Genomic DNA, 24,073 nt, shown 5'->3' with positions numbered 1-24,073 from the left:
CATTTGACAAGTGCACGCTGTTGAGTTCTCAAGGATCGGATGCTCCCACGACCCAGCCATCACGACCAGGCCCGCAGGGCAACTTCTCTATCTTAGCCATCCCGACCCGCTTGTCAAATCGGCGCGCCGTGCGGATCTCGGATCCGCTGCGCAGCCGGTGACAGCCGCAGAAGGGGTGGATCTCCCATCCTAGACGCAAGCGTCTGATCTCTCAAGTGAGAGAGGATCGGGAGTGGTTCTCCGCTTGAGGGGGGTGAAGCTCTGGGCTTCTCCGCTTCCCTGTGGGGCGAACAAGTAATAAGTTACGTGGATTCCGGGGGTCTGGCAAATCGGGTGCACTCCCCCGGGCGTGTCGCAGCCCCTCATGCGCCTGATTCCCCCGGATCAGCCAGGGTTTCCGGCCACTTCGCCGCCGGGAGTAGCATCTCGCCATGGTCCCCGGTCGTCCCACCTCCGCCGCTGAGCTGCTCGCCCGCGTCGTGATCGAGGCGGGCGGGGACGCGTCGCAGGCCCCGGCGGACTCGGGCCTCCGTGCCCTCGGGGGCGTCCCGCTCTCGTCGCGCACGGCGACCGGCGATCTCGCTCTCGTCAGCGTCGCAGCAGTGGCCCTCGCCGCGGGTATCGATCTCACGCGCGTCGACCCCGTCCGCCTCGCCGTCGCCTACCGGAGCGACAGGTATCTGGAGGTGGGCGGCACTCCCCCTCCCGTGTGGGCGCCCCTCTCCGGGTTCTGGGCGAGCGCGGACGGCTGGGTCCGGACACACGGCAACTACCCGCACCACGCCCGCGCGCTTCGCACCGCGCTGGACCTGGACGACAGGGCAGGAGCGGAGGCCGTGGCCCGCACGCTGGAGACGCTGCACACCGCGGAGGCCGTCCGCCGGATCTCCGAAGCCGGAGGTCTCGCCGTGGCCGTCCGCCCTGAGGACCGCGCGGCCGATGAGGCTCTGCGACGGACGCCCGTCGTGGACGTCGCGGTCACGGAGGCGATCGGCCGACGACGGGGCAAGGACCGACGTCTCCCGTCGCCCGGTGCGGCGGGGCACGCTCCCCTCGCCGGCGTCCGCGTCCTCGACCTCACGCGGGTGATCGCCGGTCCGGTGTGCACCCGGACCCTCGCGCTCCTCGGCGCGGACGTGCTCCGCATCGACCCGCCGCACCTCCCCGAGCTTCCGTGGCAGCATCTCGACACCGGTCACGGCAAGCGCACCGCGCTGCTCGATGCCCGAGGCGCTGCGCTGCACGACCTCCTGGAGACCGCGGATGCCGTCGTGCTCGGCTATCGTCCTGCGGCCCTGGAGCGCCTGGACCTCTCCCCCGACGCGCTCGCCGCACGGTATCCGGGCCTGCTCGTCGCCCAGCTCAGCGCCTGGGGCACGTCTCACCCCGAGCGCGCCGGCTTCGACAGCCTGGTCCAGGCGGAGAGCGGCATCGCACTGATCGAGGGCGACGGCGGTCGGCCGGGCGCTCTTCCGGCTCAGGCATTGGACCACAGCGCCGGCTACCTCCTGGCCGCCGCCCTCACGCAACTGCTCCGCCACCGCGACGGGCACTCGCGAATCGTGCGGACCTCCTTGCGTCGGATCGCTGCCGAGTTGCTCGGGATGCCGCGGACGCCCCACGCGTCGGCGCTCCCCGAGGTGGACGCATCCGGCCACCTGGCCCGCTTCGACGTCGACGGGGAAACGATCGTGACGGCCGCGCCGGCGCTCCCCGGCCTGGCGTTCGATGCCCCGCACGGGTGGGGCACGGACGCGCCGCACTGGTGAGGCGCGGGATCAGACCGCAGCGCGCGGCCGCCGCACCGCCAGCACGACGCAGAGGACCAGGGTCAGCACGCCCCACACCGCGCAGGCGGGCGGCAGCACCCGATATGCGAGATGCTGCACCGTGAACTCGGCGGACAGCGGACCGAACGCGAGCAGACCGCCGACCCACGCGATCACGAGGATCACCGGCAGCGAGAGCCACCACGCGACCCGCACGAACGTCGGAAGGACTCGGGGCGCGTCCGCTCGAGGCGTCGCGCGGCGCAGCCGCAGTGCAGCCCAGATCGCCAGGACCAGCAGGCCGAGCGCGCTCGAGCCGTACTGGAGCCACTTGTAGCCGTCGAAGGGACCCCAGGAGTCCGCGAGCGCGGGCAGCAGATCCACGCCCCACCGCGAGTCGTGCGTGAACGCATCCCAGAGGATGTGCGAGAGCACGCCCAGCATCGTCGAGAACACGAGCAGGAACGGATACAGCGGTCGCCCGCCCGCGTACCGCGGGCGGTCATCGCGACTCAGGGCCTCGATCGCCGCTCGGTATCCGCTCGCCCCCCAGCCGGCGGGCAGTCGCACGGACACCCATCCCGGCAACAGCTCCAGGGTCGCCGGGCGCAGCAGGACGCGCCAGAGGAGGAACAGCCCGAGAGCGAGCAGCGTCGTCCACACGAGGTTGACCGGATCGTGCAGGAAGCCGTAGTTGAGGCCGACGTTGCGCAGGAACAGCGAGATGTCCGGCGTCATCGCTCCGATCGCGATCGCCGCGGGGACGAGCGGCGTGCGCACGAACGGCAGCGCGACGATCGCGTGGCTCGGAGTGAACGGCATACGAGGCCGGGGTCAGCCCAGGAAGACGCCGGCGAGGGTCTTCTTCCCGCGACGCAGCACCGAGACGCCGCCGGGCAGGGTGCCCTGCACGGTCGCGGCGTCGTCCTCCACCCGCTCCCCGTCGAGGGAGACGCCGCCCTGCGCGATGGCGCGGCGCGCCTCCGACAGGCTCGACACGAGACCGGTGGCGACGAGGGCGTCGACGACCGGAGTGCCGGCCGCGACCGTCGCATGCGGAAGCTCGTCGAGCGCCGTGCGCAAGGTCGCCGGGTCGAGAGTCGTCAGGTCGCCCTGCCCGAACAGCGCCTCGGACGCCGCGATCACGGCCGCCGTCGCCTCGACGCCGTGCACCGTCGCGACGACCTCGAGCGCGAGGCGCTTCTGGGCGGCACGGCGGAACGGCTCGGTCGCCACGTGCTCCGCATACTCCTCGATCTCGGCCCTGGTCAGGAACGTGAACACCTTGAGGCGCTCGATCACGTCGGCATCGGCCGTGCTGAGCCAGAACTGGTAGAACGCGTACGGGCTCGTGAGCTCCGCGTCGATCCAGATCGCGTTGCCCTCGCTCTTGCCGAACTTCGTGCCGTCGCTGTTGGTGATCAGCGGGGTGCCGATCGCGTGGACGGACGCCCCTTCGACCCGGTGGATGAGGTCGGTGCCACTGGTGAGGTTGCCCCACTGATCGGAGCCGCCCGTCTGCAGCACGCAGTCGTACTGCCGGTAGAGCTCGAGGAAGTCGAGCCCCTGGAGGATCTGATAGCTGAACTCGGTGTAGCTGATCCCGGCGTCGGAGTTCAGGCGTGCGGCCACCGCGTCCTTCTTCAGCATGGTGCCGACGCGGTAGTGCTTGCCGATCTCGCGGAGGAAATCGATCGCGGAGAGCGGCGCCGTCCAGTCGAGGTTGTTCACCATGCGGGCGGCGTTGTCCCCTTCGAAGCTGAGGTAGCGCTCGACCTGTCCGCGCAGACGGTCGACCCATTCCGCCACCGTCTCGCGGGTGTTGAGCGTGCGCTCCGCGGTGGGCCGGGGGTCGCCGATCAGACCGGTGGACCCACCGACGAGACCGAGCGGCTTGTGCCCGGCGAGCTGGAGGCGGCGGAGCAGGAGCAGCTGGACGAGGTGCCCGAGGTGCAGGCTGGGCGCCGTCGGGTCGAAGCCGCAGTAATACGTGACGGGATCTCCCGCGAGCAGGGCGCGCAGCGCCTCCTGGTCGGTGGACACGTGGACGAGGCCACGCCACACGATCTCGTCCCACACGTTCTCGAACGTGGGGTCGATCGCCTGCGGCGCGGTCGTCAGAGCGGGAGTTGACACGCGCTCCAGGCTAGCAGCGGACGACCGCCCCGCTGCGTCGCGCGGAGGGGTGTCAGCTGTGCGCGGCCCACCACACGAGGAACGCGGCGCCGAGGCCGATGACCCAGCTCACGAGGCTGCCGACGAGGAAGTACTCCGCGCGGGCCCCGGTCTCCCCGTCGCGGGAGATCTCCGGGAAGCGGACGATGCCCTTGGCGGCGAGCATGGCCGCGAGCACCGGATACGCCGCGGCCAGGGTGAGGATCATCACGAGGACGCGTTCGAGCGGGCCGATGAGCCGCCCGCCCTTGAAGCCGTGGCGGGGATCGGCGGGGATCACCCCCACCGCAGGGGCATCGGCCGCAGGCTGGTCGGTCGGTGCGGATGCGACGACCGAAGGCACCGGCTCCGCCACCTCCGCGGGGCGCCAGGTGTGCTCGCCGTCCAGAGCCGCGCGGACGACGAGGTTGGCGGATTCGAGCAGGAAGACACCGGCGCCGAGCGCGAGCACGGCCAGATCGAACGGCACCTCGCCGAACGGCGAGCGGAGCGTCCAGAGCTCACCGATGAGACCGGCGGCATTCCTCGATCCGCCCCAGACCACGGCGCCGATGCTGAGGGCGGCCAGCGCGACGGCCGGCCAGAACCCGGCACGGGACGGCCCCTCGTCCGGCATGCTCCAGGCCCACAGCGCTCCGGCACCGAGTCCGAGGAGGGCCGGCAGCAGCGCGTCCCCGCCGATGCCGAGGAGGAGGACCACAGCCGCGGCCACGACGTAGCCGATCCACCGCCGAGGCACGAACTGGCGGACGAGGTCGGTCGCGCCGATGGCCAGGAGGACGAAGCCCGCGAGGATCATGCGGTCTCCCCCCGGAGCGCGGCCACACCCTCGATGACAGCGGCGGCTCCCGCGCTCCGCAGCGATTTGGACACGCTCGGCTGCGAGATGCCCTCCTGGGCGGCGAGCTCCTGCTGGGACCGGCCGACCAGGCGCCCGTACGTGAGGTGGCGCTCGCGCGTGCTCATCGCCCCGACGAGCTCGTCGCGCGCGAGGACATACGCGTTGGACGCGGCGATCACGGTCTCCATGACCTCATCCTGGCCCGGGGCTCCGACAATCCAGGTGCGCGTGCGCGGCACGGCGCGCTGTTCGCGGGCGTGCACGGTCTCGATCGCGGCGCGCGCCGCATACCACCCGGGGCCGTCGGCCAGCTCACCGTGCACCGACGCCACCGGTCGGACCTCGCCGATGCCGACGCCGAAGCGGAACGCGAGGCCCTCAGGGAGCCGGAGCTGGACCATGAGGAGGGAGAGGAGCGCGTCGGGAAGCTCGCGGTAGACGCCCTGCTGCTCGTCCCCTACCGTGGGCGTGAGCGGCTGGACCGCCAGCGGACGGTCGCGTTCGACCTGCGCGATGGTGTCGTCGAGTGCACGCTGTGCGGCGCTCCGGTCCCCGAGCTCTCGGGAACCCACGATGTCGGCGATCACGGCGATGACCATGGGATAACCGTAACACGAATATCCGAGGCTTATGCCTCATATGGCTATAGATAGGAAATATGCCTGATTCACGCATCATCGACTGGACCGATGGCACCTGGACCCACGCCCCCGCGCTGACGCGCATCGACGGGCATCTCGACGCCACCGCGATCGAGGGCAGCGATGCCTGGCGTCACACCGCGTACGGCTTCGTGCACGACTCCGAGCATGCACTGCTCGCCCCGCTGGAGGTCGGTGAAGCGATCGAGGTCGCCTTCCGCGCGCCGTGGGAGGGGCAGTTCGACCAGGCGGGCCTCTTCGTCCGCGCCGATGACGAGCACTGGATCAAGGCGGGAGTCGAGTTCGCCGACGGCCACCTCGGCCTGGGCGCCGTCGTGACCGCCGGCCGCTCGGACTGGTCGGTCGGCTACGTCGACGACTGGCGCGAGAGCGAGATCACCGTCCGGGTCAGCCGCTGGGAAGACGCGATGATCGTGCGGGCCCGCGCGGACGACGGACCGTGGCGACTCGTCAGGGTGGCTCCCTTCGCCGGTGACACGGCCGTCTCCGCAGGACCGTTCCTCGCAGCACCCACCCGGGCGGGCCTGACCGTCCGGTTCACCCGGTGGGAGCGCTCGGCCGCCGACGGCGACCTGCACTGAGGCGCGGTCGCCGCCGGAACGACTACAGGCCGAGCGCGTGCGCGGCGGCCTGCGCGCGGGCGACGAGCTCCGCGCGCTGCTCGGCCACCCGCTCGGGCGCGGTGCCGCCGACACCCGTGCGCGACGCGACGGATCCCTCGATCGTGAGCACCTCGCGCACCGCGGGGACGAGGTGGGGCGACACCGACAGCAGCAGCTCGTCGGAGGCGTCCTCCAGCCCGATCCCCTGTTCTTCGCAGGCACGCACGAGTGCCCCGGAGATCTCGTGGGCATCGCGGAACGGCACCCGCCGCTTCACCAGCCACTCGGCGACGTCGGTCGCCAGCGAGAACCCCTGGGGGGCGAGCTCGGCCATGCGCTCCGTGTGGAAGCGCAGCGTCGCGACCATCCCCGCGAACGCCGGCAGCACGACCTCGAGCGTCTGCACGGAGTCGAAGACCGGCTCCTTGTCCTCCTGCAGATCGCGGTTGTAGGCGAGCGGCAGGCCCTTGAGCGTCGCCAGCAGGCCGGACAGGTTGCCGATGAGACGCCCGGACTTGCCGCGCGCGAGCTCGGCGATGTCCGGGTTCTTCTTCTGCGGCATGATGCTGGATCCGGTGGAGTAGCCGTCGTCGAGGGTGACGAAGCCGAACTCGCGGGTGTTCCAGAGGATGATCTCCTCGGAGAGTCGGGAGAGGTCGACGCCCGTCATCGCCGCGATGAACGCGAACTCCGCGACGACGTCCCGCGCGGCGGTCCCGTCGAGGGAGTTCTCCGCCGGCCGGTCGAGACCGAGCTCCGTCGCCACGAGGGCGGGGTCGAGGCCCAGCGTCGATCCCGCCAGCGCTCCCCCGCCGTACGGCGAGACACCGGCACGCCGGCGCCAGTCGACGAGACGTTCGAGCTCGCGCACCAGCGGCCACGCGTGAGCCTGGAGGTGATGGGCGAGCAGCACCGGCTGCGCGTGCTGAAGGTGCGTGCGTCCGGGCAGGATCGCGTCGGGGTGCGCCTCGGCCTGCGCCACGAGCGCATCGATCACGCGCAGCAGGTCACGGGCGATCACCCGGGCGTGATCGATCAGGTACATCCGCACGAGAGTGGCGATCTGGTCGTTCCGGCTGCGTCCGGCGCGGAGGCGGCCGCCCAGCTCCGGACCGAGCTCGGCGATCAGCGCCTGCTCGAGCGCACCGTGCACGTCCTCGTCGGTGGGCAGCGGCTGCAGGGTGCCGTCGGCGACCTTGCGCGCCACGGCGTCGAGGCCCTCGTGCATGCGGGCGGCCTCATCCGGTTCGAGGTACCCTGCCGCGGCCAGCGCCGTGGCATGCGCGTGGGAACCCGCGATGTCGTACGGCGCGAGGATCCAGTCGAAGTGCGTCGAACGGCTCAGCTCGACGAGCTCCGGCGACGGACCGGTGGCGAACCGCGCGCCCCAGAGCGCGCCCTCGTTGGTGCCTTCGTGCGAGTCAGCCATCACGCGTCCTTCTTCCCGAGGAGCCAGACCAGCAGGGCCTTCTGGGCGTGCAGACGGTTCTCCGCCTCGTCCCAGACCACGCTCTGCGGACCGTCGATGACGGCGGAGTCGACCTCGTAGCCGCGGTCGGCGGGGAGGCAGTGGATGAAGATCGCGTCGTCGTGCGCGAGCTCCATCGTCTCCGGCGTGACCTTGTAGCCGCCGAGGTCGCGGATCCGCGCGAGCTTCTCCTCCTCCTTGCCCATCGACACCCAGGTGTCGGTGACGACGACGTCAGCGCCCGCGGCCGCCTCGACCGGATCGGTGAAGAGCGTGATCGATCCGCCGGTCTCCCCGGCGCGGCGGTCGGCCGCCTCGATCACGTCGGCGCGCGGCGCGTAGTCCTCCGGCGACGCGATGCGCACGTGCATGCCCGCCGTGACGCCGGCGAGCGCGTAGGAGTGCGCCATGTTGCTCTGGCCATCGCCGAAGAACGTCAGCGTGAGGCCCTTCAGATCGCCCTTGTGCTCGCGGATCGTCAGCAGGTCGGCGAGGAGCTGGCACGGGTGGAAGTCGTCGGACAGCGCGTTGACCACGGGGACCCGCGTGCCGGCGGCCATCTCTTCCAGGCCCGATTGCGCGTACGTGCGCCACACGATCGCGGCGACCTGGCGCTCGAGGACGCGCGCCGTGTCGGACGGCGTCTCCTTCCCGCCGAGCTGGCTGCTCGCGGTGGAGATGATGAGCGGGGTGCCGCCGAGGTCGGCGATGCCCACGGCGAACGAGACGCGCGTCCGGGTGGACGACTTGTCGAAGATCACGGCGACGGTCTGCGGGCCGGCGAGGCTCTTGTCCGCCCAGCGGTCCTTCTTGAGCTCGAGGGCGAGATCGAGGATCTCCGCCTGCTCGGCGGGCGTCAGATCGTCGTCGCGCAGCAGGTGGCGGGTCATGCGGGGACCTTTCCGGTGGCGGAGGAGTGGACGTCGGAGAGAGCGGCGGTGAACAGCTCGCGGAACTCCGCCAGCTCCGCGTCGCCGATGGTGAGTGCCGGCGCGACGCGCACGGTCTCGGGGTTGGCGGCGTTGACGATGAGACCGCGGTCCTGGGCGGCGGCGACCACCGCACCCGCCACGGGCTGGGTGAGCGCGACGCCGACGAGGAGTCCGCGGCCGCGGACGCCCTCGATCAGCGGGGAGTCGATGCCCAGGATGATCTCCCGCAGCTCGGCTCCGCGGCGCGCGGCGTTGTCGACGAGGTCGGCGCGCTCGATCTCGGCCAGCACCGCGTCCGCCACGGCCGTCGCGAGCGGATTCCCGCCGAAGGTGGAGCCGTGCGAGCCGGGCGTGAACAGGGCGCTCGCGGCGCCGTAGGTGACGAGGGCGCCGATCGGGAACCCGCCGCCGATGCCCTTCGCGAGCGTGATGGCGTCGGGCGTGATGCCCTCGTGGCTGAACCCGAACCAGGCGCCGGTCCGTCCTGCCCCTGTCTGGATCTCGTCGACGATGAGCAGGGCTCCGTGTGCGAGGGTCAGCGAGCGCGCGGCGGCGAGGTAGCCCACGGGGAGCTCGACGACGCCGGCCTCACCCTGGATCGGCTCCACGATGACGGCGGCGACCCGGTCATCCATCGCGGCCTCCAGCGCGTCGATCGTGGCCGGGATGTGCTCGACCCCTCCGGGCATCGGAGCGAACGGCGCGCGCATGGACTCCTTGGCCGTGAGCGCGAGCGAGCCCATCGTGCGGCCGTGGAAGCCGTTCTCCAGCGCCAGGATGCGGGGACGCTCCGCGCCGCCGTGCAGACGGGCGAGCTTGAACGCTGCCTCGTTGGCCTCGGCACCCGAGTTCGAGAAGAAGACCCGACCGTCGATCCCCGCGCCGGCGAGACGCTTGAGCCGCGCCGCGAGCGCGAGCTGCGGCGGGGTCGCGAAGTAGTTGGAGACGTGCGCGAGGGTGGCAGCCTGCCGCGACACCGCATCGACGAACACCGGGTGCGCGTGCCCGAGCGAGGTCACCGCGATGCCGGCGAGGAAGTCGAGGTAGCGTCGGTCTTCGGCGTCCCACAGGTACGAGCCCTCACCGCGGGTCAGCAGCGCGAGGCGCTCCCCCGCGTTGAGCACGAGATCACGTGCCGCGTCGTCCTGCCAGACGGTCATGCCGTCGCCCCTTTCTCTCCCAGGACCACTTCGGTCCCGATTCCCTTGCTGGTGAACAGTTCGACGAGCACCGAGTGCGGGACCCGTCCGTCGATGATCGCGGCCGCGTCGACGCCACCCTCGACCGCATCGAGGCATGCGCGCATCTTCGGGATCATGCCCGACTCCAGGCGCGGCAGCATCTCCACGAGAGCGCCCGACGTCAGATGCGACACGAGCGAGTCCCGGTTGGGCCAGTCGGCGTACAGCCCCGGCACGTCGGTGAGGATGACGAGCTTGCGCGCACCGAGGGCCACGGCGAGCGCAGCAGCCGCGGCATCCGCGTTGACGTTGAGCGACTGCCCCGGGTGGTCGAGGTCGGGCGCGATGCTCGACACGACCGGGATCCGCCCTGCGGCGAGATGATCGAGCACCGGCGTCGGGTCGACCTGGACCACGTCGCCCACGCGGCCGAGGTCCACCTCCTCGCCGTCGATCATCACACCGCGGCGGCGGCCGCCGAAGAGCCCGGCGTCCTCACCGCTGAGGCCGGTGGCGATGGGGCCGTGCGAGTTGATCTTCGACACGAGCTGCGGGTTCACCTGACCCGTGAGCACCATCCGCACGACGCCGATGGCCTCGGTGTTGGTGACGCGATATCCGCCCTTGAACTCGCTGGGGATCTCCAGGCGCTGGAGCATGTCGGAGATCTGCGGCCCGCCGCCGTGCACGACCACCGGTTGCACGCCGACGTAGCGGAGGTACGCGATGTCCTGGGCGAAGGCTTCCTGCAGCTCGTCCGAGACCATCGCGTTGCCGCCGTACTTGACGACGACGATCTGGTCGCGGAACTTCCTCAGCCACGGCAGCGACTCGATGAGGGTGGTCGCCTTCTGGGCCGCGATGTCCGGCGTGGTGTCCTGGATGTCGGTCATGAGGCGTAGGCGCTGTTCTCGTGCACGTAGTCGTGGGTGAGGTCGTTCGTGAGGACCGTGGCGGTGGCCTCCCCGACCTTGAGGTCGATCATCAGATGCGTCGCTCGCGGCGTCAGGTCGACCTCCTCGCGCGGGCGGTCCGGGCCACCGGCGGTGCACACGCGGACGCCGTTCATCCACACGTCGACGTCGTACGGGTCGAACTGCGCGGCCGTGGTGCCGATCGCCGCGAGCACGCGTCCCCAGTTCGGGTCGTTGCCGAAGATGGCGGCCTTGAACAGGTTGTTGCGGGCCACCGAGCGGCCGACCTCGACGGCATCCTGCTCGGAGACGGCGTGCTGCACCTCGATCGTGATGTCGTGGCTCGCGCCCTCCGCGTCGCCCTGCAGCTTGACCGCGAGCTCCTGGCAGAGCGTGGTGAGCGCCTCGGCGAAGTCGTCGAGATCGGGGGCGACCTCGGAGGCGCCGTTGGCGAGCAGCGTCACCTGGTCGTTGGTCGACATGCAGCCGTCGGAGTCGAGGCGGTCGAACGTGCGCCCCGTCGCCCGACGCAGCGCCTCGTCGGCCTGGAGCGGTTCGAGCACGGCGTCGGTGGTGAGCACCACGAGCATCGTCGCCAGACCCGGGGCGAGCATGCCCGCGCCCTTCGCCATGCCGCCGATCGTCCAGCCGTCGCGGGTCACCACAGCGGTCTTCGCGACCGTGTCCGTGGTCATGATGGCGTGCGCGGCGCTCTCCCCACCGTCCGCGCTCAGCGCGGTGATCGCCTGCGCGGTACCCGCGAGGACCTTCTCGCGGAAGACCTCGTCCCCCGTCCCGATGAGCCCCGTGGAGCAGACGAGCACGTCGCCCGCGCTGATGCCGAGCAGCTCGGCCGCCTTCTCCGCGGTCTGGTGGGTCGTCTGGAACCCGAAGCTCCCGGTGAAGCAGTTCGCACCGCCGGAGTTGAGGACGACGGCCTCGACCACGCGGTCCGCGACGGCCTGCTGCGACCAGATGATGGGGTTGGCCTTGGCGCGGTTGCTCGTGAAGACGGCGGCGCCGACCTTGCGGGGGCCGCGGTTGACCACGACGGCGACATCGGGCTTGCCGGTGGACTTGAGTCCGGCGGCGACTCCGGCCGCCTCGAATCCTGCGGGGGCGGTGACGCTCACGGGGCGACTCCGTTCACTGAGAGGGCGCGGGTCTCGGGAAGCCCCAGCGCGATGTTCATGGACTGGACGGCAGCTCCGGCGGTGCCCTTGACGAGGTTGTCGACGGCGGTGACCACCGTCACGCGGTTCGCGGCGCGGTCGATCGCGAGGCCGAGGAGGGCCGTGTTCGCCCCGAGCACGTCGGCCGTGCGCGGGAAGCTCCCCTCCGGCAGCAGCTGGACGAAGGTCTCGTCGCCGTAGGCGCTCTCCCATGCCTGACGGATCTGGGCGTCGCTCACACCCTCGACGATCGGCGCTGTGGACGTGGCGAGGATGCCGCGCGACATCGGCACGAGGACCGGAGTGAACGAGATCCGGATGTCTTGGGTCCCTGAGCCCGTCGAAGGGCCTGAGTCCGTCGAAGGGCCTGAGCCCGTCGAAGGGCGGGCGGCGGCGAGCGCCTGACGGATCTCCGGGATGTGGCGGTGCGTGCCGCCGACGGCATAGGGGTTCGCGGAGCCGAGGATCTCGCTGGCGAGGAGGTTCGTCTTCAGGCTCTTGCCCGCCCCGGACGGGCCGACGGCCAGGACGGAGACGATGTCGCCCGGGTCGATCACGCCGGCCGCGACACCGGGGGCGAGGCTCAGGCTCACCGTGGAGGCGTTGCAGCCGGGTGCGGCGATCCGGGTCGCGCTACGGAGCGCGTCCCGCCCCTTGCCCCCTCCGACGAGGAGCTCGGGCACGCCGTACGTCCACGGCTCATGGAAGGACCCGCCGTAGAACGCGTCCCACTCCGCCGACGAGGTGAGCCGGTGGTCCGCTCCGGCGTCGATCACCAGCGGGGTGTCGCCGAGGGCGTCCGTGTACTGCCCGGACTGGCCGTGCGGGAGGGCCAGGAACACGATGTCGTGTCCGGCGAGGACCTCGGGTGTGGTGTCCTGCAGCGTCAGGTGGGCGAGTGAACGGAGGTGCGGCTGATGGGCGACGAGGGGCTGTCCGGCGTTCGAGTGCGCCGTGACGGTGCGGATCTCGACGTCGGGGTGAGCGGCCAGGAGGCGCAGGATCTCGCCGCCTGCGTAGCCGGAGGCGCCGGAGACGGCGACGGAATACGTCATGCTTCTACCTTAACGGTCGGGTCCTCGACGATCTCGGGACCGGGGGCGGGGCCGGAGGCGGCGACACCGGCACTCGACCGCCGCGCGGACGCAGGCAGAAGGGCGGGGTCGCCTAGAATCGGCGGCCGCGACGTCGGCGCACGGCGATGACGCTCGGGACGAGCGTCGAAGGAGCGGTGGCGACCGAAGGCATGCCGCGACGATAGCGCGGGCGTGTTCGGCACCGCAAATCCGGGGCGTCACACGACAGCGTGCGCAACCGGTGCGGCGAAGAAGGCCCGTTCGTGCGCGCTCGATGCGAGGAAGGCTCGCCGCATCCGCTCTCGGCCGGTGTCGTCGGCCCTCGCGGCCGCGGCGGCGACATGCGCGACGGCCTGCCGGGTGGCCTCCGCGAATGCCGGATCCGCGTAGGTCGCCAGCCACGATGCGTAGGGATGCCGGGGGTCGCGCGGCGCCGCGCCGAACGCTCCGGCATGGAGCCGCTCCCCCAGGTCGGTGTAGAGCCAGAAGCACGGCAGCACGGCCGCGATCACCGTGGCGTAGTCCCCGCCGAAGGCGACGGCACGCAGGTGGTCGATGTAGGCGACCGTGGCCGGGGCGGGCTCGGCGGCGAAGGTCGCGCCGTTCACCCCGGTCTCCGGCGTCAGCCACGACGCGTGCAGCTCCAGCTCGCCGCGGATCGCGCCGTGCGCGGCCTCGGCCCAGAACGCCTGCTCGTCGGGGGTCGGAGCGAGACGTGACGCCTCCGCGAGCACCCGGGCGTACTCGCGGAGGTAGAGGGCATCCTGCGCGAGGTAGAAGACGAAGGCGTCGCGGTCGAGGGTCCCCTCGGCGAGCGCGCGCACGAAGGGCAGCGCGTCGATGTCGCGGCGGATCGCGGCGGTCTCGTCCCACCAGGCCGCGGCCACCTCTTCCGGTGTCGGCCGGGTCTCGACCCCGCCGCGCGCCCAGAGTCCCGAGAAGGGATGGATCGGGCCGTGTCCTCGCCCGATCTCCAGGTCGTCCGCCGCGCGGAGGGACTCCCGCAACCAGGCGCGCGCGGCGCGGACCGCAGTCGCGGGATCGTCGCCCGTCGCCAGTCGTGTGGCCAGAGCCGCGGACAGCGAGCAGCCGGTGCCGTGGGTGTTCTCCGTCCGGATGCGCGCCCCGGGGAACTCCGCGTGCGTACCGGCTGCCGTGTCGATCAGGGCGTCCGGCGCCTCGTCCCCCGGCAGGTGACCTCCCTTCACGAGCACCGCCGTCCCGGTGGCCGCCGACAGCTCCTGCGCCGCGGCGAGCGCGTCCGCCCAGCCCGCCACCTCGCGACCCGCGAGGACGGCGAGCTCGGCGAGGTTCGGGGTGACCACGGTCGCCAGGGACAGCAGGCTCCGCAGCTCGCGCTCCGCATCGGGGTGGAGCAGCCGATCCCCCGAGGTCGCGATCATGACGGGGTCGAGCACGACGATCGGGGGCTGTGTGTCCCGGAGCCACGCGGCGACCGTCCGGATCACCTCCACGTCCGCGAGCATGCCGATCTTCACGGCGTCGATGCGGATGTCGTCACCGACGGCGTCGAGCTGCGCCCGGAGGAAGTCCGCGGGAGGAACGTGCACGGCGCGGACGCCCTGCGTGTTCTGGGCGGTCAGGGCCGTCAGGGCCGCCATGCCGTAGCCCCCGTTCGCGGCGATCGCCTTGAGGTCGGCCTGGATGCCCGCGCCCCCGGACGGATCGCTGCCGGCGATGCTGAGCACGTGCGGCACCGCCCGCCCGAGCCAGCGCCGACGGAAGGCCGCGGCGGCGGTCCGGGGGTCGTCCGCCGCGCACAGCGCCGAGACAACCGCGATCCCGGCCGCGCCGGCCGCGCGCAGCGCCGCCGTGTCATCGAGATCCACCCCGCCGATCGCGACGCACGGCAGCGCACTGCGCGCCGCGAACGCGGCGAAGCCGTCGATGCCGAGCGGGGCCGGGTGGTCGGGCTTGGTGCGCGTGGGGCGGATCACGCCGACCCCGAGGTAGTCGACCGTGCCGGGCGGCAGCGCGGCGACCTTCTCGAGGTGCGCGGAGGTGTTCGCGGTCAGCCCGATCAGGGCCTCCGGGCCGAGGAGCTCGCGCGCGCGGAGCACCGAGGCGTCCGCCTGACCGAGGTGCACCCCGTCCACCCTGGCGCCGCGACGACGGGCCTCGACGGCCGCATCGAGGCGATCGTTCACGACGAGCAGCGCGCGACCGTCGATGGCCGCGGACAGAGCGAGGAGCTGCACGACGGTCTCCTCGTCCGTCGCCTCCTTGTCGCGCAGCTGCACGATGCGGACGCCGCCGGCCACCGCTTCGCGGACGGTCGAGACCACCCCGCGTGCGCCGCACAGCGACCGATCGGTGACGAGGTAGAGGGACAGGTCGACGGTCATCGGGTCTCCTCCTCGACGCGGGCGCGGTCCCGGAGATCCGCCGGGGTCACGGCGGACAGCGCATCGAGCAGTCCGACGGCGAAGCTGCCCGGTCCGCGGGAGATCTCCGCCGCCTGCTCGGATGCGACCGTGTAGACGAGGGTCGCCGCGGCCACCGCCGTCAGCGCATCTGTCGCGGAGCCACGGGCCGCCCCGAGGAACGCCGCCATCACGGCGCCCAGGGCACACCCGCCGCCGGTCACCCGTGTGAGGAGCTCATGCCCGTTGGCGATGCGGATCACCCGCTCCCCGTCGGTGAGGAGGTCGATCGGGCCCGAGACGGCGACCAGGGAGCCGTGCCGGTGGGCGAGCTCGCGGGCCGCCGCAGCCGCCGCCTCGGTCCCGTCCGTCGCGTCGACACCGCGGCCGCCACTGCTGTGTCCGGCCAGCGCGAGGATCTCCGACGCGTTGCCGCGGATGGCGGTGGGGCGCAGCGCGGCGAGCTCGTGCGCGAGCGCCGTCCGCACCGGGAGGGTGCCGATCGCAACGGGATCGAGTACCCACGGCGTGCCGGCGGCGAGCGCTCCCGCCACGGCCTCCCTGCTCGCCTCCCGCTGCTCCGGGGTCGGCGTCCCGAGGTTGATGAGAAGCCCCGAGGCGGCAGCGGCGAACGGCTCGGCCTCGCCGACGATGTCGACCATGGCCGGCGCCGCCCCGAGCGCCAGCAGCACGTTGGCGGTGAACCCCGTCACGACGGCGTTCGTGATGCAGTGCGTCAACGGCGGCGTGGCCCGGACCTCCTCCCGCAGCCTTCCCGCGGTGACGGCGAGGTCGAGGACGGATTGCGGACGCACAGGATCGCTCATCGGCGACATCCCTTCGCTAGTACGAACTAGATCAGGTTCGACGGGTGTGATCTCAGCCGCGGATGCGGCACCCCGTGTCACTGCCTCGCAGTCTAGCGAGCGAGGGCGTCGAGCAGCGCCCGCTCCTCCGTCCGCGTGAGTCCGGCGCGGCGCTCGCGGTCCACGCCCCGTTCGCGCTCGTCCGCCACGACATGCTCCACCGTCTCGTCGAGGGGGCGGCGCGGGCCCCCGCTGCGCCGGTACCGCGCATTCGAGCGGGTCATGAATCCGCGCATCTCGGGCGGCAGCCACAGCGGCAGCGAGCGCGGCCCCGCCCAGTACGCAACGTCTTCGGAGACGAGGCGCTCCTCCGTGCCGACGACGACCGGCCCAGCGTGCCCCGTGGCCGCGCGCACCGTCCGGAGCACGTACTCCAGGTCGCGCACGTCGCCGATCGCGTTCACGGCACCGGTGACGGTGGCGGACACGACGAACGCAGCGACGTCCTCGACGTCGATGACCTGCGCCGTGCGCCCTTCGAGCGGTGGAAGCAGCACCGGCTCATCCAGGGCCCGGAGGAACGCCGCCGCCCAGTAGCCGAAGCGATCGCTCGGGTCACCGTCGCCGACGATGAGGCCGGGGCGGACGAGGAGTGCGCGGTCGCCGACGCCCGCCTGCACGGCATCCTCCGCCGCGACCTTCTGTCGCGCGTAGTCGTCGTCCTCACCGGCCTGCGCCGCCGGATGCCGCGGGGCCGACTCGTCGGTCCCGACCGTCTCGTCGTCGCGGTACACCGACATCGAGGAGATGTACGTCCAGCGCGCCGCGCGGTCGCCGAGAGCGCGGACCGCTCCGGAGACATGATCGGCGCGGGAGGAGACGTCGACGACGTGGTCCCAATCGCTGCGCGAGACGACGTCGTAGGCGTCATCCTCATCGCGGTCCGCGAGAACGAGGGTCGCTCCCGGCGGTGCCGGCCGACCGCCGCGGGCCAGGCAGGTCACGGTCGCTCCCGCCCCGAGTGCATGCGCGGCGATGCGCCCCGACAGCCATCCGGTTCCCCCGAGGATCAGCACATCCGTCATGTGCCCATGTCATCAGGATCGACGACTCGGGGGAAGGGCCTCCGCTCAGAGCGGAGCGGCAGGACAGGCCGTCACGCGAGTACAGGCGTCACGCGAGCGCAGCCCACCACGCGAGCACAGGCCATCACGCGAACACAGGCCACCGGCACTGCTGTCGCCTGATGCCGCGCGAACGCCTGATGCCGCGCGGCCTCCCGAGGAAGCCGCGCGGCATCGCGATCAGTCGCGGAGGGCGGCGCCGAAGCGCTCCGCGGCCACGGCGACGCCCGCCATCTTCGCCGCGGAGGCCTCCGCGGCGGTCAGCGTGCGGTCGTCGGCGCGGAAGCGCAGGGCGAACGTCAGCGACTTCGATCCCTCGGGCACGCCCTCGCCGCGGTAGTCGTCCACGAGCCGGACGGACTCCAGCAGTGCACCCGCGCCCTCCGCGAGAGCCGCGCGGACCTCGCCCGCCGGCACCTCGGCCGGGAGCGTGAGCGAGACGTCCTGCGTCGCGGCCGGGAACGTGGAGAGCGATGCCGCCACGATGCGTCCTCCGGCGAGCGTGAGCAGCCGGTCGAGGTCGAGCTCCAGCACGGTGGCGCGACCCGGCAGGTCGGCCTCCTCGGCGACGGCGGGATGCAGCTCGCCGACGTAGCCGACCTCCTCGCCGGCGGCGACGAGCGCACCGGTGCGTCCGGGGTGGAGCGCGGCGCGCTGCGTCTGCACGACGTCGATCTCGATGCCCGCCGCGGCCCCGATCACGCGGACCGCGTCGAGCGCCTCGACGAGCCCGGCGGCCTCGGCGGCACGACCCGGCTGGCGCGGCGACACGTTGCCGGTCAGCAGCACCGCGACGTGGCGCTCCTGCGGCGGGATGGAGGCGTCGAGCGCGGCGAGCACCTCATCCGACGGCCGGACGCCGAGCGGCGGGACCTCGGCGGTGCCGTACTTCACGCCCGACTCCGGGACGAACACGGCGCCCGTCTCGAACAGCGCGAGGTCGGTGAGCCCGCGCGAGATGTTGCGGTGCGCGGTCTGCAGCAGACCGGGGATGAGCGAGCGCCGCAGGAACGGCACCTGCCCGTCGAGCGGGTTCGCGAGGCGGATGCTGGGCAGGTGCTCACCGGACGCGGAGCCGTGCAGATCGTTCTGCGCCTCGGTCGTGAACGGGAACGCCGGGGTCTCGACGAATCCTGCGGCGGCGAGAGCGTTCACCACGCGGCGACGCCCCTGCTGATGTGCCGTGAGACCGCGGCCGGACGGCGGCGTCGGCAGCACGGAGGGGATGCGGTCGAGCCCGTGGATGCGGGCGACCTCCTCGGCGAGCGTCCACTTGTCGGTGAGGTCGGGGCGCCAGGTCGGCGGGATGACCGTCCACCCGGAGTCACCCTGGGTCCCTGCGCCTTCGGCCTGGGTCCCTGAGCCTGTCGAAGGGCTGACCTCGGCCCCGATCGTCGTCAGCGCGCCGGTGATCTCGTCGTCGGTGTAGTCGACGCCGATCAGCCCCTGCACGAAGCCGCGCGGGAGCTCGATCTCGGCGACGAACACCTCGGCGAAGAGCGCTCCGCCCTCCTCCGTGAGCGTGCCGCCGGCGAGCTCGACCATGAGGTCGGCTGCGCGGCGGGCCGCGACGAACGGGATCAGGGGGTCGACACCGCGCTCGAAACGCTTGGACGCCTCGCTCGGGAGCTTGTGCCGACGGGCCGTGCGGGCGATGGTCGTCGCGTCGAAGGTCGCCGCCTCGATGAGGACGTTCCGCGTGGTGTCGCTCATCTCGGTGGTGCCGCCGCCCATGACGCCGGCGAGGCCGATGGGACCGGAGTCGTCGGTGATGAGGAGGTCTTCGACGTGCAGCTTCCGCTCCACGCCGTCGAGCGTGATCATCTTCTCCCCCGGCGTCGCGCGCCGGACGGTGATGCCGCCCGTGAGCTTGTCCAGGTCGTAGCCGTGCAGCGGCTGCCCGAGCTCAAGCATGACGTAGTTCGTGATGTCGATGAGCACACCCAGCGACCGCATGCCGGCGAGGCTCAGGCGCGCGATCATCCACGGCGGAGTCGGCCGCGACGGATCGACGTCGCGCACGACCCGGGTGACGAACTCGCTCGCGCCGACCTTGCCGCGCACCGGCGCCTGGTCGTCGACCACGGCCGTGTGTCCGGAACCGGGCTGAAGCTCGGCGAAGTCGCGCTCGGCGGGGTCGCGGAAGGCCGCCCCCGTGGCGTGGGAGTACTCACGGGCGACGCCGCGCACCGAGAACGCGTAGCCACGGTCCGGCGTGACGTTGATCTCCACCGCGACGTCGTCGAGGCCCAGCAGCGCGATCGCGTCCGTGCCCACGGGCGCATCGATGCCGAGGTCGCTCAGCACGACGATGCCGTTGTGCTCGTCGCCGAGACCCAGCTCGCGCGCGGAGGCGATCATGCCGTCGGAGACGTGACCGTAGGTCTTGCGGGCGGCGATCGGGAACGGACCGGGAAGCACGGCGCCGGGCAGGGTCACGACGACCTTGTCGCCGGCGACGAAGTTGTGCGCGCCGCAGACGATCCCGCGGACACCGCCGTGCTCGGGGCCGACGTCGACCTGGCACCAGTTGATCGTCTTGCCGTTCGACTGGGGCTCCGGCTCGAGCGAGACGACCTGGCCGACCACCACGGGACCCGTGATGTCGAAGCGGTGCACGTCCTCCTCTTCGAAGCCGACGGTCACCAGCGCCGCGAGGACGTCCTCGGGCGTGGCATCCGCTGCCAGATCGACGTACTCACGCAGCCACGAAAGCGGGACGCGCATCACACCACCATCCCGTACTGCTCGCTGAAACGGACATCGCCCTCGGCCATGTCGCGCATGTCCTGCACATCGCTGCGGAACATCAGGCCCCGCTCGATGCCCATGCCGAACGCGAAGCCGCTGTACACCTCGGGGTCGATCCCGGCCGCGCGCAGCACGTTCGGGTTGACCATGCCGCAGCCGCCCCACTCGATCCAGCGCGCGCCGCCCTTGAAGGTCGGGTGCCACAGGTCGAGCTCGGCGGAGGGCTCGGTGAAGGGGAAGTAGTTCGTGCGGAAGCGGGTCTTGGCCTCCGGACCGAAGAGCTGCTTCGCGAAGTGGTCGAGCGTGCCCTTGAGGTGCGCCATCGTGATGCCCTTGTCGACGACCAGTCCCTCGAACTGCGTGAAGACCGGGAGGTGCGTGGCGTCGAACTCGTCGGTGCGGTACACGCGGCCCGGGCACAGCACGTAGATGGGGACCTCGCGGTTCAGCATCGACCGCACCTGCACCGGGCTCGTGTGCGTGCGCATGACGAGGTGACGCGAGGTCGGGTCGACGTAGAAGGTGTCCTGCTCCTGGCGCGCGGGGTGGTCGACGTCGAAGTTCAGCGCGTCGAAGTTGAACCACTCGTGCTCGAGCTCCGGCCCCTCCGCGATCTCCCACCCCATGCCGACGAAGATGTCCTCGACGTGGTCCTGCAGGAGAGCGAGCGGGTGCCGGGCGCCCACACGCGTCCGCGACGGGACGGCGGTGATGTCGACGCGCTCGGCCTCCAGGCGCGCGGCGACCTCGGCGGCGGCCAGCTCGGCCTCCTTCGCCGCGAGCGCCTGGTTCACACGACCGCGGCCCTGACCGACGAGCTTGCCGAACGCGGCCTTGTTCTCGGGGGCGACCTGGCGCATCGAGGCGTTCAGGACCGCGAGCGGCGATCCCTCCGCGACGTGCGCCGCACGGGCGGCTTTCAGCGCGGCGGTGTCGGCGGCCGCGTCGATCGCCGCGAGGGCGTCGGCGACAGCGGCTTCGACCGCTTCGGGGGTGATTTCCGGAGACTCTGACACGGGAGTCGAGTCTACCGGCGCGGGACGGGCGCCCCGCGCCGGTAGCGGCTCATGACGACCTTGGCACGGGAGCTTTAGGGGGTACCTTTGCTCACCAAACCGGCGTAGCGCAGCGTGTATCCGCCCGGACACGCCGACGACTTGGACAAGGAACCAGGCGTGACCCACGGGCCGCTGACGTACACCGTGTTGTCGAGCCAGTTTCCCTTACAGACACCGCTGACTCGGTAGGACCCGGTGCCGCCGTTACATAACGCGTACGCGCGACCGTTGTCGGTCCAATAGCTGCAGTTCGTCGGGTAACCGGCGAAGGCAGCTGATGCCCCGGTCACGCTTGCTCCGAGGCCGACGAGCACCGCCACTGCACCGACGGCAAATTTCTTGCGCAGACTTCTCATGCGTTCCCCTCTCATCACGACACTCATCCCGACCGGCGAGTTGATAGTAGGACGGTAGCTCCTCCGCACTGCGGCGTCTGTCGGGCGTTTGGGGGACATCCTGCGGGATAGCCGACGACCAGCGCCGCGAGCCTGAGCTACCCGAGTAGAGAAGGAGAAGGATCAGGCGCATCACGCCCGATTTCCGGAGGCCGATCGAATCGGTCTGCCTCGCCCTGCCCGCGAGGCAGCGACTTTGCGTGACTATCGAGGGAGAGAGTCGTTTCCGTTGTCAGCCCTCTGCAACGTGATCAACTGCGTGTCCGTACCGCCCTCGTGCAGACGGGGGTCCGGTCCAGGATCGATCGTGCCGCCAGCGAGAACCTTCGCCGAGCGGCGCGTGCGCACCTCCACCCAACGTGCGATGCCGGAGAGGATCAGGCACATGATGATGTAGATGCCGCCGATGACGAAGGCGGACTGCAGGATCGGGCGCCCCTGCTGCGAGGTCAGCTGCTTCGCGAAGTAAAGCAACTCGGGGTACGTGATGATGAAGCCGAGGGCCGTATCCTTCATCGTGACCACGAGCTGGGCGACGATCACAGGGAGCATCGCGCGAATGGCCTGCGGCAGCAGGATGAGACGCATCACGCCGCTCTTGCGCAGTCCGATCGCGTAGCCCGCTTCCTTCTGCCCGCGCGGGAGCGACTCGACTCCGGCACGGAGCACCTCGGCGAGCACGGAGCCGTTGTACGCCATGAGGGCGAGAACGACCGCCCAGTATGGGTCCATCTTCACGCCCACCACGGGGAGCCCGTAGTAGAGCAGCATCATGAAGACGAGGACCGGCACGGCGCGGAACAGCTCCGTGATGATCGTGACGGGGACGCGGACCCACGCGTGGTCAGACAACCGCCCGATCGCGAGGACGAAGCCGAGGATGAGGCTGAGGACCGCAGCCAGCGCGAAGGCCGCGAGGGTGTTCACGAGGGCGCGCGCGATGCCTGCCCAGACGTTGGTGAAGGTGAAGACGTACCACTTCTGCGGGGAGAACTGCCCCGTTTCGATCATTCGATAGATCACGAAGCCGAAGGCTGCCAGCACCACGAGGATGGTCACGACAGCGATGATCCGGTTGCGCGCGATGGCGCGGGGGCCCGGGACGTCGTACAGTACGGAGCTCATCGGGCGATCCTCCATCGGTTCTCGAGATACCGCTGACCCCAGCTCATCAGCATGACAAGGGCGACGAAGACCACCGCGACCCAGAGCAGGACCTCCATCGGGTTGCCCGGCCGATCGGCCGAGTCGTTTACCGTCGAGCGCAGGGCCGCGAGCTCCGCGATGGAGAAGCCAGCGGCCACCGTGGTGTTCTTCAGCAACGCGATGAACACACTCATCATGGGCGGGACAACGGAGCGGAAGGCCTGCGGCAGGATGACGAGCGTCATGACCTGTCCGAACGGGAGACCGATGGCCCGCGCAGCTTCGGCTTGCCCGACGGGGACGGTGTTGATGCCCGCGCGCAGGACCTCGGCGACATACGTGGCCGTGTAGATGCCGATCGCGAGGATGCCCAGCACGGTGTTGGACAGCTCGGGCAGACCGAGCTGGGGATACCCGAACACGAAGAAGAAGAAGACCAGTGTCAGTGGCGTATTGCGCACGATGTTGACGTACACCGTGCCGACGCCGCGCGCGATCGGCACGGGCGAAACGCGCATCGCGCCGACGATGATTCCCAGGACCAGGGCGATGATGCCGCCCGCGAAGAAGACGAGCAGCGTGTTGCTGATCGCCTCGCCCCACAGGTCGAGGTTCCCGAAGATGACGTCCACGCCACCCTCCCCTTCTCGGTTCAAGCTGTGGGGCGGCCCTCGGACGAGGGCCGCCCCATCGGATCAGTACGCGTCGACCTCGGGCTGCTCGACCTCGATGCCGCTGGAGCCGAGGTTCTTGTCGAAGATCGCCTGCCAGATGTCGCCACCGTCGGTGAAGAGGTCGTTGATGTGCGCGCGGAGGACGTCATCGCCCTTGGCCAGCCCGACTCCGTAGCGCTCCTCCGTGAAGAGACCGCCCGTGACCTTCACGTCGTCCGGGTACTGCGCCGCATAGCCGATCAGGATGGCCTGGTCAGTGGTGACGGCGTCGACCTTGCCGTCGATCAGGTCCTGCACGCACGCGGAGTACAGGTCGTATTCCTGCGTCTTGATGTCGGGGAAGTTCGCCTTGATGTTCTGGATCGGGGTGGAACCGGTCGCCGAGCAGACGGTCTTGCCGTTGAAGTCCTCGAGCGCATCCGCGTCCTCCGCATCGGCGGCGACGAGGAGGCCCTGACCCGTGATGAAGTACGGCCCGGCGAAGTCGATCTGCTCCTTGCGCTTGTCGTTGATCGAATAGGTGCCGACGTAGTAGTCGATGTCGCCATTCACGATCGCCTGCTCGCGGTTCGCGGAGGCGATCGGCTTGAACTCGATCTTGTCCTCGTCGTAGCCGAGGGACGCCGCGATCCAGCGCGCGGTGTCGACGTCGAAGCCGGTGCGCTCGTTCGTGGTCACGTCGAGGTAGCCGAGACCGGGCTGGTCCTCCTTGACACCGACGACGACCTTGCCGCGCTCCTCGATGGCGTCGAACGTCGGGCTGCCCTCGAGCTGTACGTCCGAGGCGACCTCGAACCAGGTGCTGTCCTCACCTGCATCACCGTCACCCCCGTCTCCTGGGTTCGACGGCGTGCCGCTGTTGCAGGCCGTGAGCGCGAGCAGCGCCACCGTGGCGATCCCGAATCCGGCCAGTGTCCGTGTGCGTCGCATGTGCGTCTCCTTC

General features: G+C 71.1%; 20 protein-coding genes and 1 riboswitch. Of the genes, 2 read left to right on the top strand and 18 right to left on the bottom strand.

Annotation, left to right across the window (positions count from 1 at the left end; genetic code table 11):
- Positions 1-431: 431 nt before the first annotated feature.
- Complete coding sequence (locus AB0P08_RS13225) at positions 432-1,769, top strand: CoA transferase (protein WP_363590144.1); 1,338 nt, start codon at positions 432-434, stop codon at positions 1,767-1,769.
- A gap of 9 nt (positions 1,770-1,778) precedes the next feature.
- Here AB0P08_RS13225 and AB0P08_RS13220 read toward each other — a convergent pair whose 3' ends face one another.
- Genes AB0P08_RS13220 through AB0P08_RS13205 form a run of 4 tightly spaced genes read right to left on the bottom strand, consistent with a single transcriptional unit; the run spans position 1,779 to position 5,384 of the window.
- Positions 1,779-2,591, bottom strand: coding sequence for a DUF4184 family protein (locus AB0P08_RS13220; RefSeq protein ID WP_363590143.1), 813 nt, complete (start codon positions 2,589-2,591; stop codon positions 1,779-1,781).
- 12 nt (positions 2,592-2,603) lie between these two features.
- Complete coding sequence (tyrS, locus tag AB0P08_RS13215) at positions 2,604-3,905, bottom strand: tyrosine--tRNA ligase (protein WP_363590142.1); 1,302 nt, start codon at positions 3,903-3,905, stop codon at positions 2,604-2,606.
- Positions 3,906-3,957: 52 nt separating this feature from the next.
- Positions 3,958-4,743 (bottom strand): hypothetical protein, encoded by a 786-nt coding sequence (locus AB0P08_RS13210; protein ID WP_363590141.1) that lies wholly within the window; start codon positions 4,741-4,743, stop codon positions 3,958-3,960.
- Complete coding sequence (locus AB0P08_RS13205; protein ID WP_363590140.1) at positions 4,740-5,384, bottom strand: SatD family protein; 645 nt, start codon at positions 5,382-5,384, stop codon at positions 4,740-4,742. Before AB0P08_RS13205 ends, AB0P08_RS13210 begins: the two co-directional genes overlap by 4 nt.
- A 59-nt stretch (positions 5,385-5,443) precedes the next feature.
- On the opposite strand from AB0P08_RS13205, the gene AB0P08_RS13200 reads away from it, so the two are divergent.
- Positions 5,444-6,028 carry a DUF1349 domain-containing protein gene (locus AB0P08_RS13200; protein WP_268776876.1) on the top strand — a complete coding sequence of 195 codons (585 nt, stop codon included), beginning with the start codon at positions 5,444-5,446 and terminating at the stop codon, positions 6,026-6,028.
- A 22-nt stretch (positions 6,029-6,050) separates the two neighbouring features.
- Here the strand turns inward: AB0P08_RS13200 and argH are convergent, their stop codons facing one another.
- From argH to AB0P08_RS13130, 14 genes are all read right to left on the bottom strand, one after another.
- On the bottom strand, positions 6,051-7,478 hold the full coding sequence (gene argH, locus AB0P08_RS13195) for an argininosuccinate lyase (protein ID WP_363590139.1): 1,428 nt from the start codon (positions 7,476-7,478) through the stop codon (positions 6,051-6,053).
- Positions 7,478-8,407, bottom strand: coding sequence for an ornithine carbamoyltransferase (gene argF / locus AB0P08_RS13190; protein ID WP_187661865.1), 930 nt, complete (start codon positions 8,405-8,407; stop codon positions 7,478-7,480). Before argF ends, argH begins: the two co-directional genes overlap by 1 nt.
- Positions 8,404-9,609, bottom strand: a complete 1,206-nt coding sequence (locus tag AB0P08_RS13185; RefSeq protein ID WP_363590138.1) for an acetylornithine transaminase — start codon at positions 9,607-9,609, stop codon at positions 8,404-8,406. Before AB0P08_RS13185 ends, argF begins: the two co-directional genes overlap by 4 nt.
- Positions 9,606-10,523, bottom strand: a complete 918-nt coding sequence (gene argB, locus AB0P08_RS13180; protein ID WP_268776873.1) for an acetylglutamate kinase — start codon at positions 10,521-10,523, stop codon at positions 9,606-9,608. Before argB ends, AB0P08_RS13185 begins: the two co-directional genes overlap by 4 nt.
- The gene (gene argJ, locus AB0P08_RS13175; RefSeq protein WP_363590137.1) at positions 10,520-11,677 is read right to left on the bottom strand and encodes a bifunctional glutamate N-acetyltransferase/amino-acid acetyltransferase ArgJ; all 1,158 of its coding nucleotides are present in this window, start codon (positions 11,675-11,677) and stop codon (positions 10,520-10,522) included. The genes argB and argJ overlap by 4 nt, the downstream gene beginning before the upstream one ends.
- Positions 11,674-12,771, bottom strand: coding sequence for an N-acetyl-gamma-glutamyl-phosphate reductase (gene argC / locus AB0P08_RS13170; RefSeq protein ID WP_363590136.1), 1,098 nt, complete (start codon positions 12,769-12,771; stop codon positions 11,674-11,676). The genes argJ and argC overlap by 4 nt, the downstream gene beginning before the upstream one ends.
- A 239-nt stretch (positions 12,772-13,010) precedes the next feature.
- The gene (locus tag AB0P08_RS13165; protein WP_363590135.1) at positions 13,011-15,158 is read right to left on the bottom strand and encodes a bifunctional hydroxymethylpyrimidine kinase/phosphomethylpyrimidine kinase; all 2,148 of its coding nucleotides are present in this window, start codon (positions 15,156-15,158) and stop codon (positions 13,011-13,013) included.
- Entirely contained in the window at positions 15,155-16,003 is an 849-nt protein-coding gene (gene thiM / locus AB0P08_RS13160; protein WP_363590134.1) for a hydroxyethylthiazole kinase, read from the bottom strand. Before thiM ends, AB0P08_RS13165 begins: the two co-directional genes overlap by 4 nt.
- Positions 15,995-16,088, bottom strand: a riboswitch (TPP riboswitch). (Overlaps the previous gene by 9 nt.)
- Positions 16,089-16,095: 7 nt before the next feature.
- Complete coding sequence (locus AB0P08_RS13155) at positions 16,096-17,067, bottom strand: NAD-dependent epimerase/dehydratase family protein (protein WP_363590133.1); 972 nt, start codon at positions 17,065-17,067, stop codon at positions 16,096-16,098.
- Between the two features lie 219 nt (positions 17,068-17,286).
- The gene (pheT, locus tag AB0P08_RS13150; RefSeq protein ID WP_363590132.1) at positions 17,287-19,833 is read right to left on the bottom strand and encodes a phenylalanine--tRNA ligase subunit beta; all 2,547 of its coding nucleotides are present in this window, start codon (positions 19,831-19,833) and stop codon (positions 17,287-17,289) included.
- The gene (gene pheS, locus AB0P08_RS13145) at positions 19,833-20,873 is read right to left on the bottom strand and encodes a phenylalanine--tRNA ligase subunit alpha (protein ID WP_025105270.1); all 1,041 of its coding nucleotides are present in this window, start codon (positions 20,871-20,873) and stop codon (positions 19,833-19,835) included. Before pheS ends, pheT begins: the two co-directional genes overlap by 1 nt.
- A gap of 641 nt (positions 20,874-21,514) precedes the next feature.
- Complete coding sequence (locus AB0P08_RS13140; protein WP_363590131.1) at positions 21,515-22,435, bottom strand: amino acid ABC transporter permease; 921 nt, start codon at positions 22,433-22,435, stop codon at positions 21,515-21,517.
- Positions 22,432-23,088: an amino acid ABC transporter permease gene (locus AB0P08_RS13135; protein WP_060922531.1), complete on the bottom strand. Its 657-nt coding sequence runs from the start codon at positions 23,086-23,088 to the stop codon at positions 22,432-22,434. The genes AB0P08_RS13140 and AB0P08_RS13135 overlap by 4 nt, the downstream gene beginning before the upstream one ends.
- A gap of 63 nt (positions 23,089-23,151) precedes the next feature.
- On the bottom strand, positions 23,152-24,060 hold the full coding sequence (locus AB0P08_RS13130) for a glutamate ABC transporter substrate-binding protein (protein WP_363590130.1): 909 nt from the start codon (positions 24,058-24,060) through the stop codon (positions 23,152-23,154).
- Positions 24,061-24,073 lie beyond the last annotated feature (13 nt).

The organism is Microbacterium meiriae (assembly GCF_040686935.1).
In the GTDB taxonomy this organism is placed as follows: Bacteria; Actinomycetota; Actinomycetes; order Actinomycetales; family Microbacteriaceae; genus Microbacterium; species Microbacterium meiriae.
This window is presented reverse-complemented; position numbering and strand designations above follow the sequence as displayed.

Coding starts and splice junctions, on each gene's coding strand:
- AB0P08_RS13225 (WP_363590144.1), top strand. CDS start 432: ATGGTCCCCGGTCGTCCCACCTCCGCCGCTGAGCTGCTCGCCCGCGTC.
- AB0P08_RS13220 (WP_363590143.1), bottom strand. CDS start 2,591: ATGCCGTTCACTCCGAGCCACGCGATCGTCGCGCTGCCGTTCGTGCGC.
- AB0P08_RS13210 (WP_363590141.1), bottom strand. CDS start 4,743: ATGATCCTCGCGGGCTTCGTCCTCCTGGCCATCGGCGCGACCGACCTC.
- AB0P08_RS13205 (WP_363590140.1), bottom strand. CDS start 5,384: ATGGTCATCGCCGTGATCGCCGACATCGTGGGTTCCCGAGAGCTCGGG.
- AB0P08_RS13200 (WP_268776876.1), top strand. CDS start 5,444: ATGCCTGATTCACGCATCATCGACTGGACCGATGGCACCTGGACCCAC.
- argH (WP_363590139.1), bottom strand. CDS start 7,478: ATGGCTGACTCGCACGAAGGCACCAACGAGGGCGCGCTCTGGGGCGCG.
- argF (WP_187661865.1), bottom strand. CDS start 8,407: ATGACCCGCCACCTGCTGCGCGACGACGATCTGACGCCCGCCGAGCAG.
- AB0P08_RS13185 (WP_363590138.1), bottom strand. CDS start 9,609: ATGACCGTCTGGCAGGACGACGCGGCACGTGATCTCGTGCTCAACGCG.
- argB (WP_268776873.1), bottom strand. CDS start 10,523: ATGACCGACATCCAGGACACCACGCCGGACATCGCGGCCCAGAAGGCG.
- argC (WP_363590136.1), bottom strand. CDS start 12,771: ATGACGTATTCCGTCGCCGTCTCCGGCGCCTCCGGCTACGCAGGCGGC.
- AB0P08_RS13165 (WP_363590135.1), bottom strand. CDS start 15,158: ATGACCGTCGACCTGTCCCTCTACCTCGTCACCGATCGGTCGCTGTGC.
- thiM (WP_363590134.1), bottom strand. CDS start 16,003: ATGAGCGATCCTGTGCGTCCGCAATCCGTCCTCGACCTCGCCGTCACC.
- AB0P08_RS13155 (WP_363590133.1), bottom strand. CDS start 17,067: ATGACGGATGTGCTGATCCTCGGGGGAACCGGATGGCTGTCGGGGCGC.
- pheT (WP_363590132.1), bottom strand. CDS start 19,833: ATGCGCGTCCCGCTTTCGTGGCTGCGTGAGTACGTCGATCTGGCAGCG.
- AB0P08_RS13140 (WP_363590131.1), bottom strand. CDS start 22,435: ATGAGCTCCGTACTGTACGACGTCCCGGGCCCCCGCGCCATCGCGCGC.
- AB0P08_RS13130 (WP_363590130.1), bottom strand. CDS start 24,060: ATGCGACGCACACGGACACTGGCCGGATTCGGGATCGCCACGGTGGCG.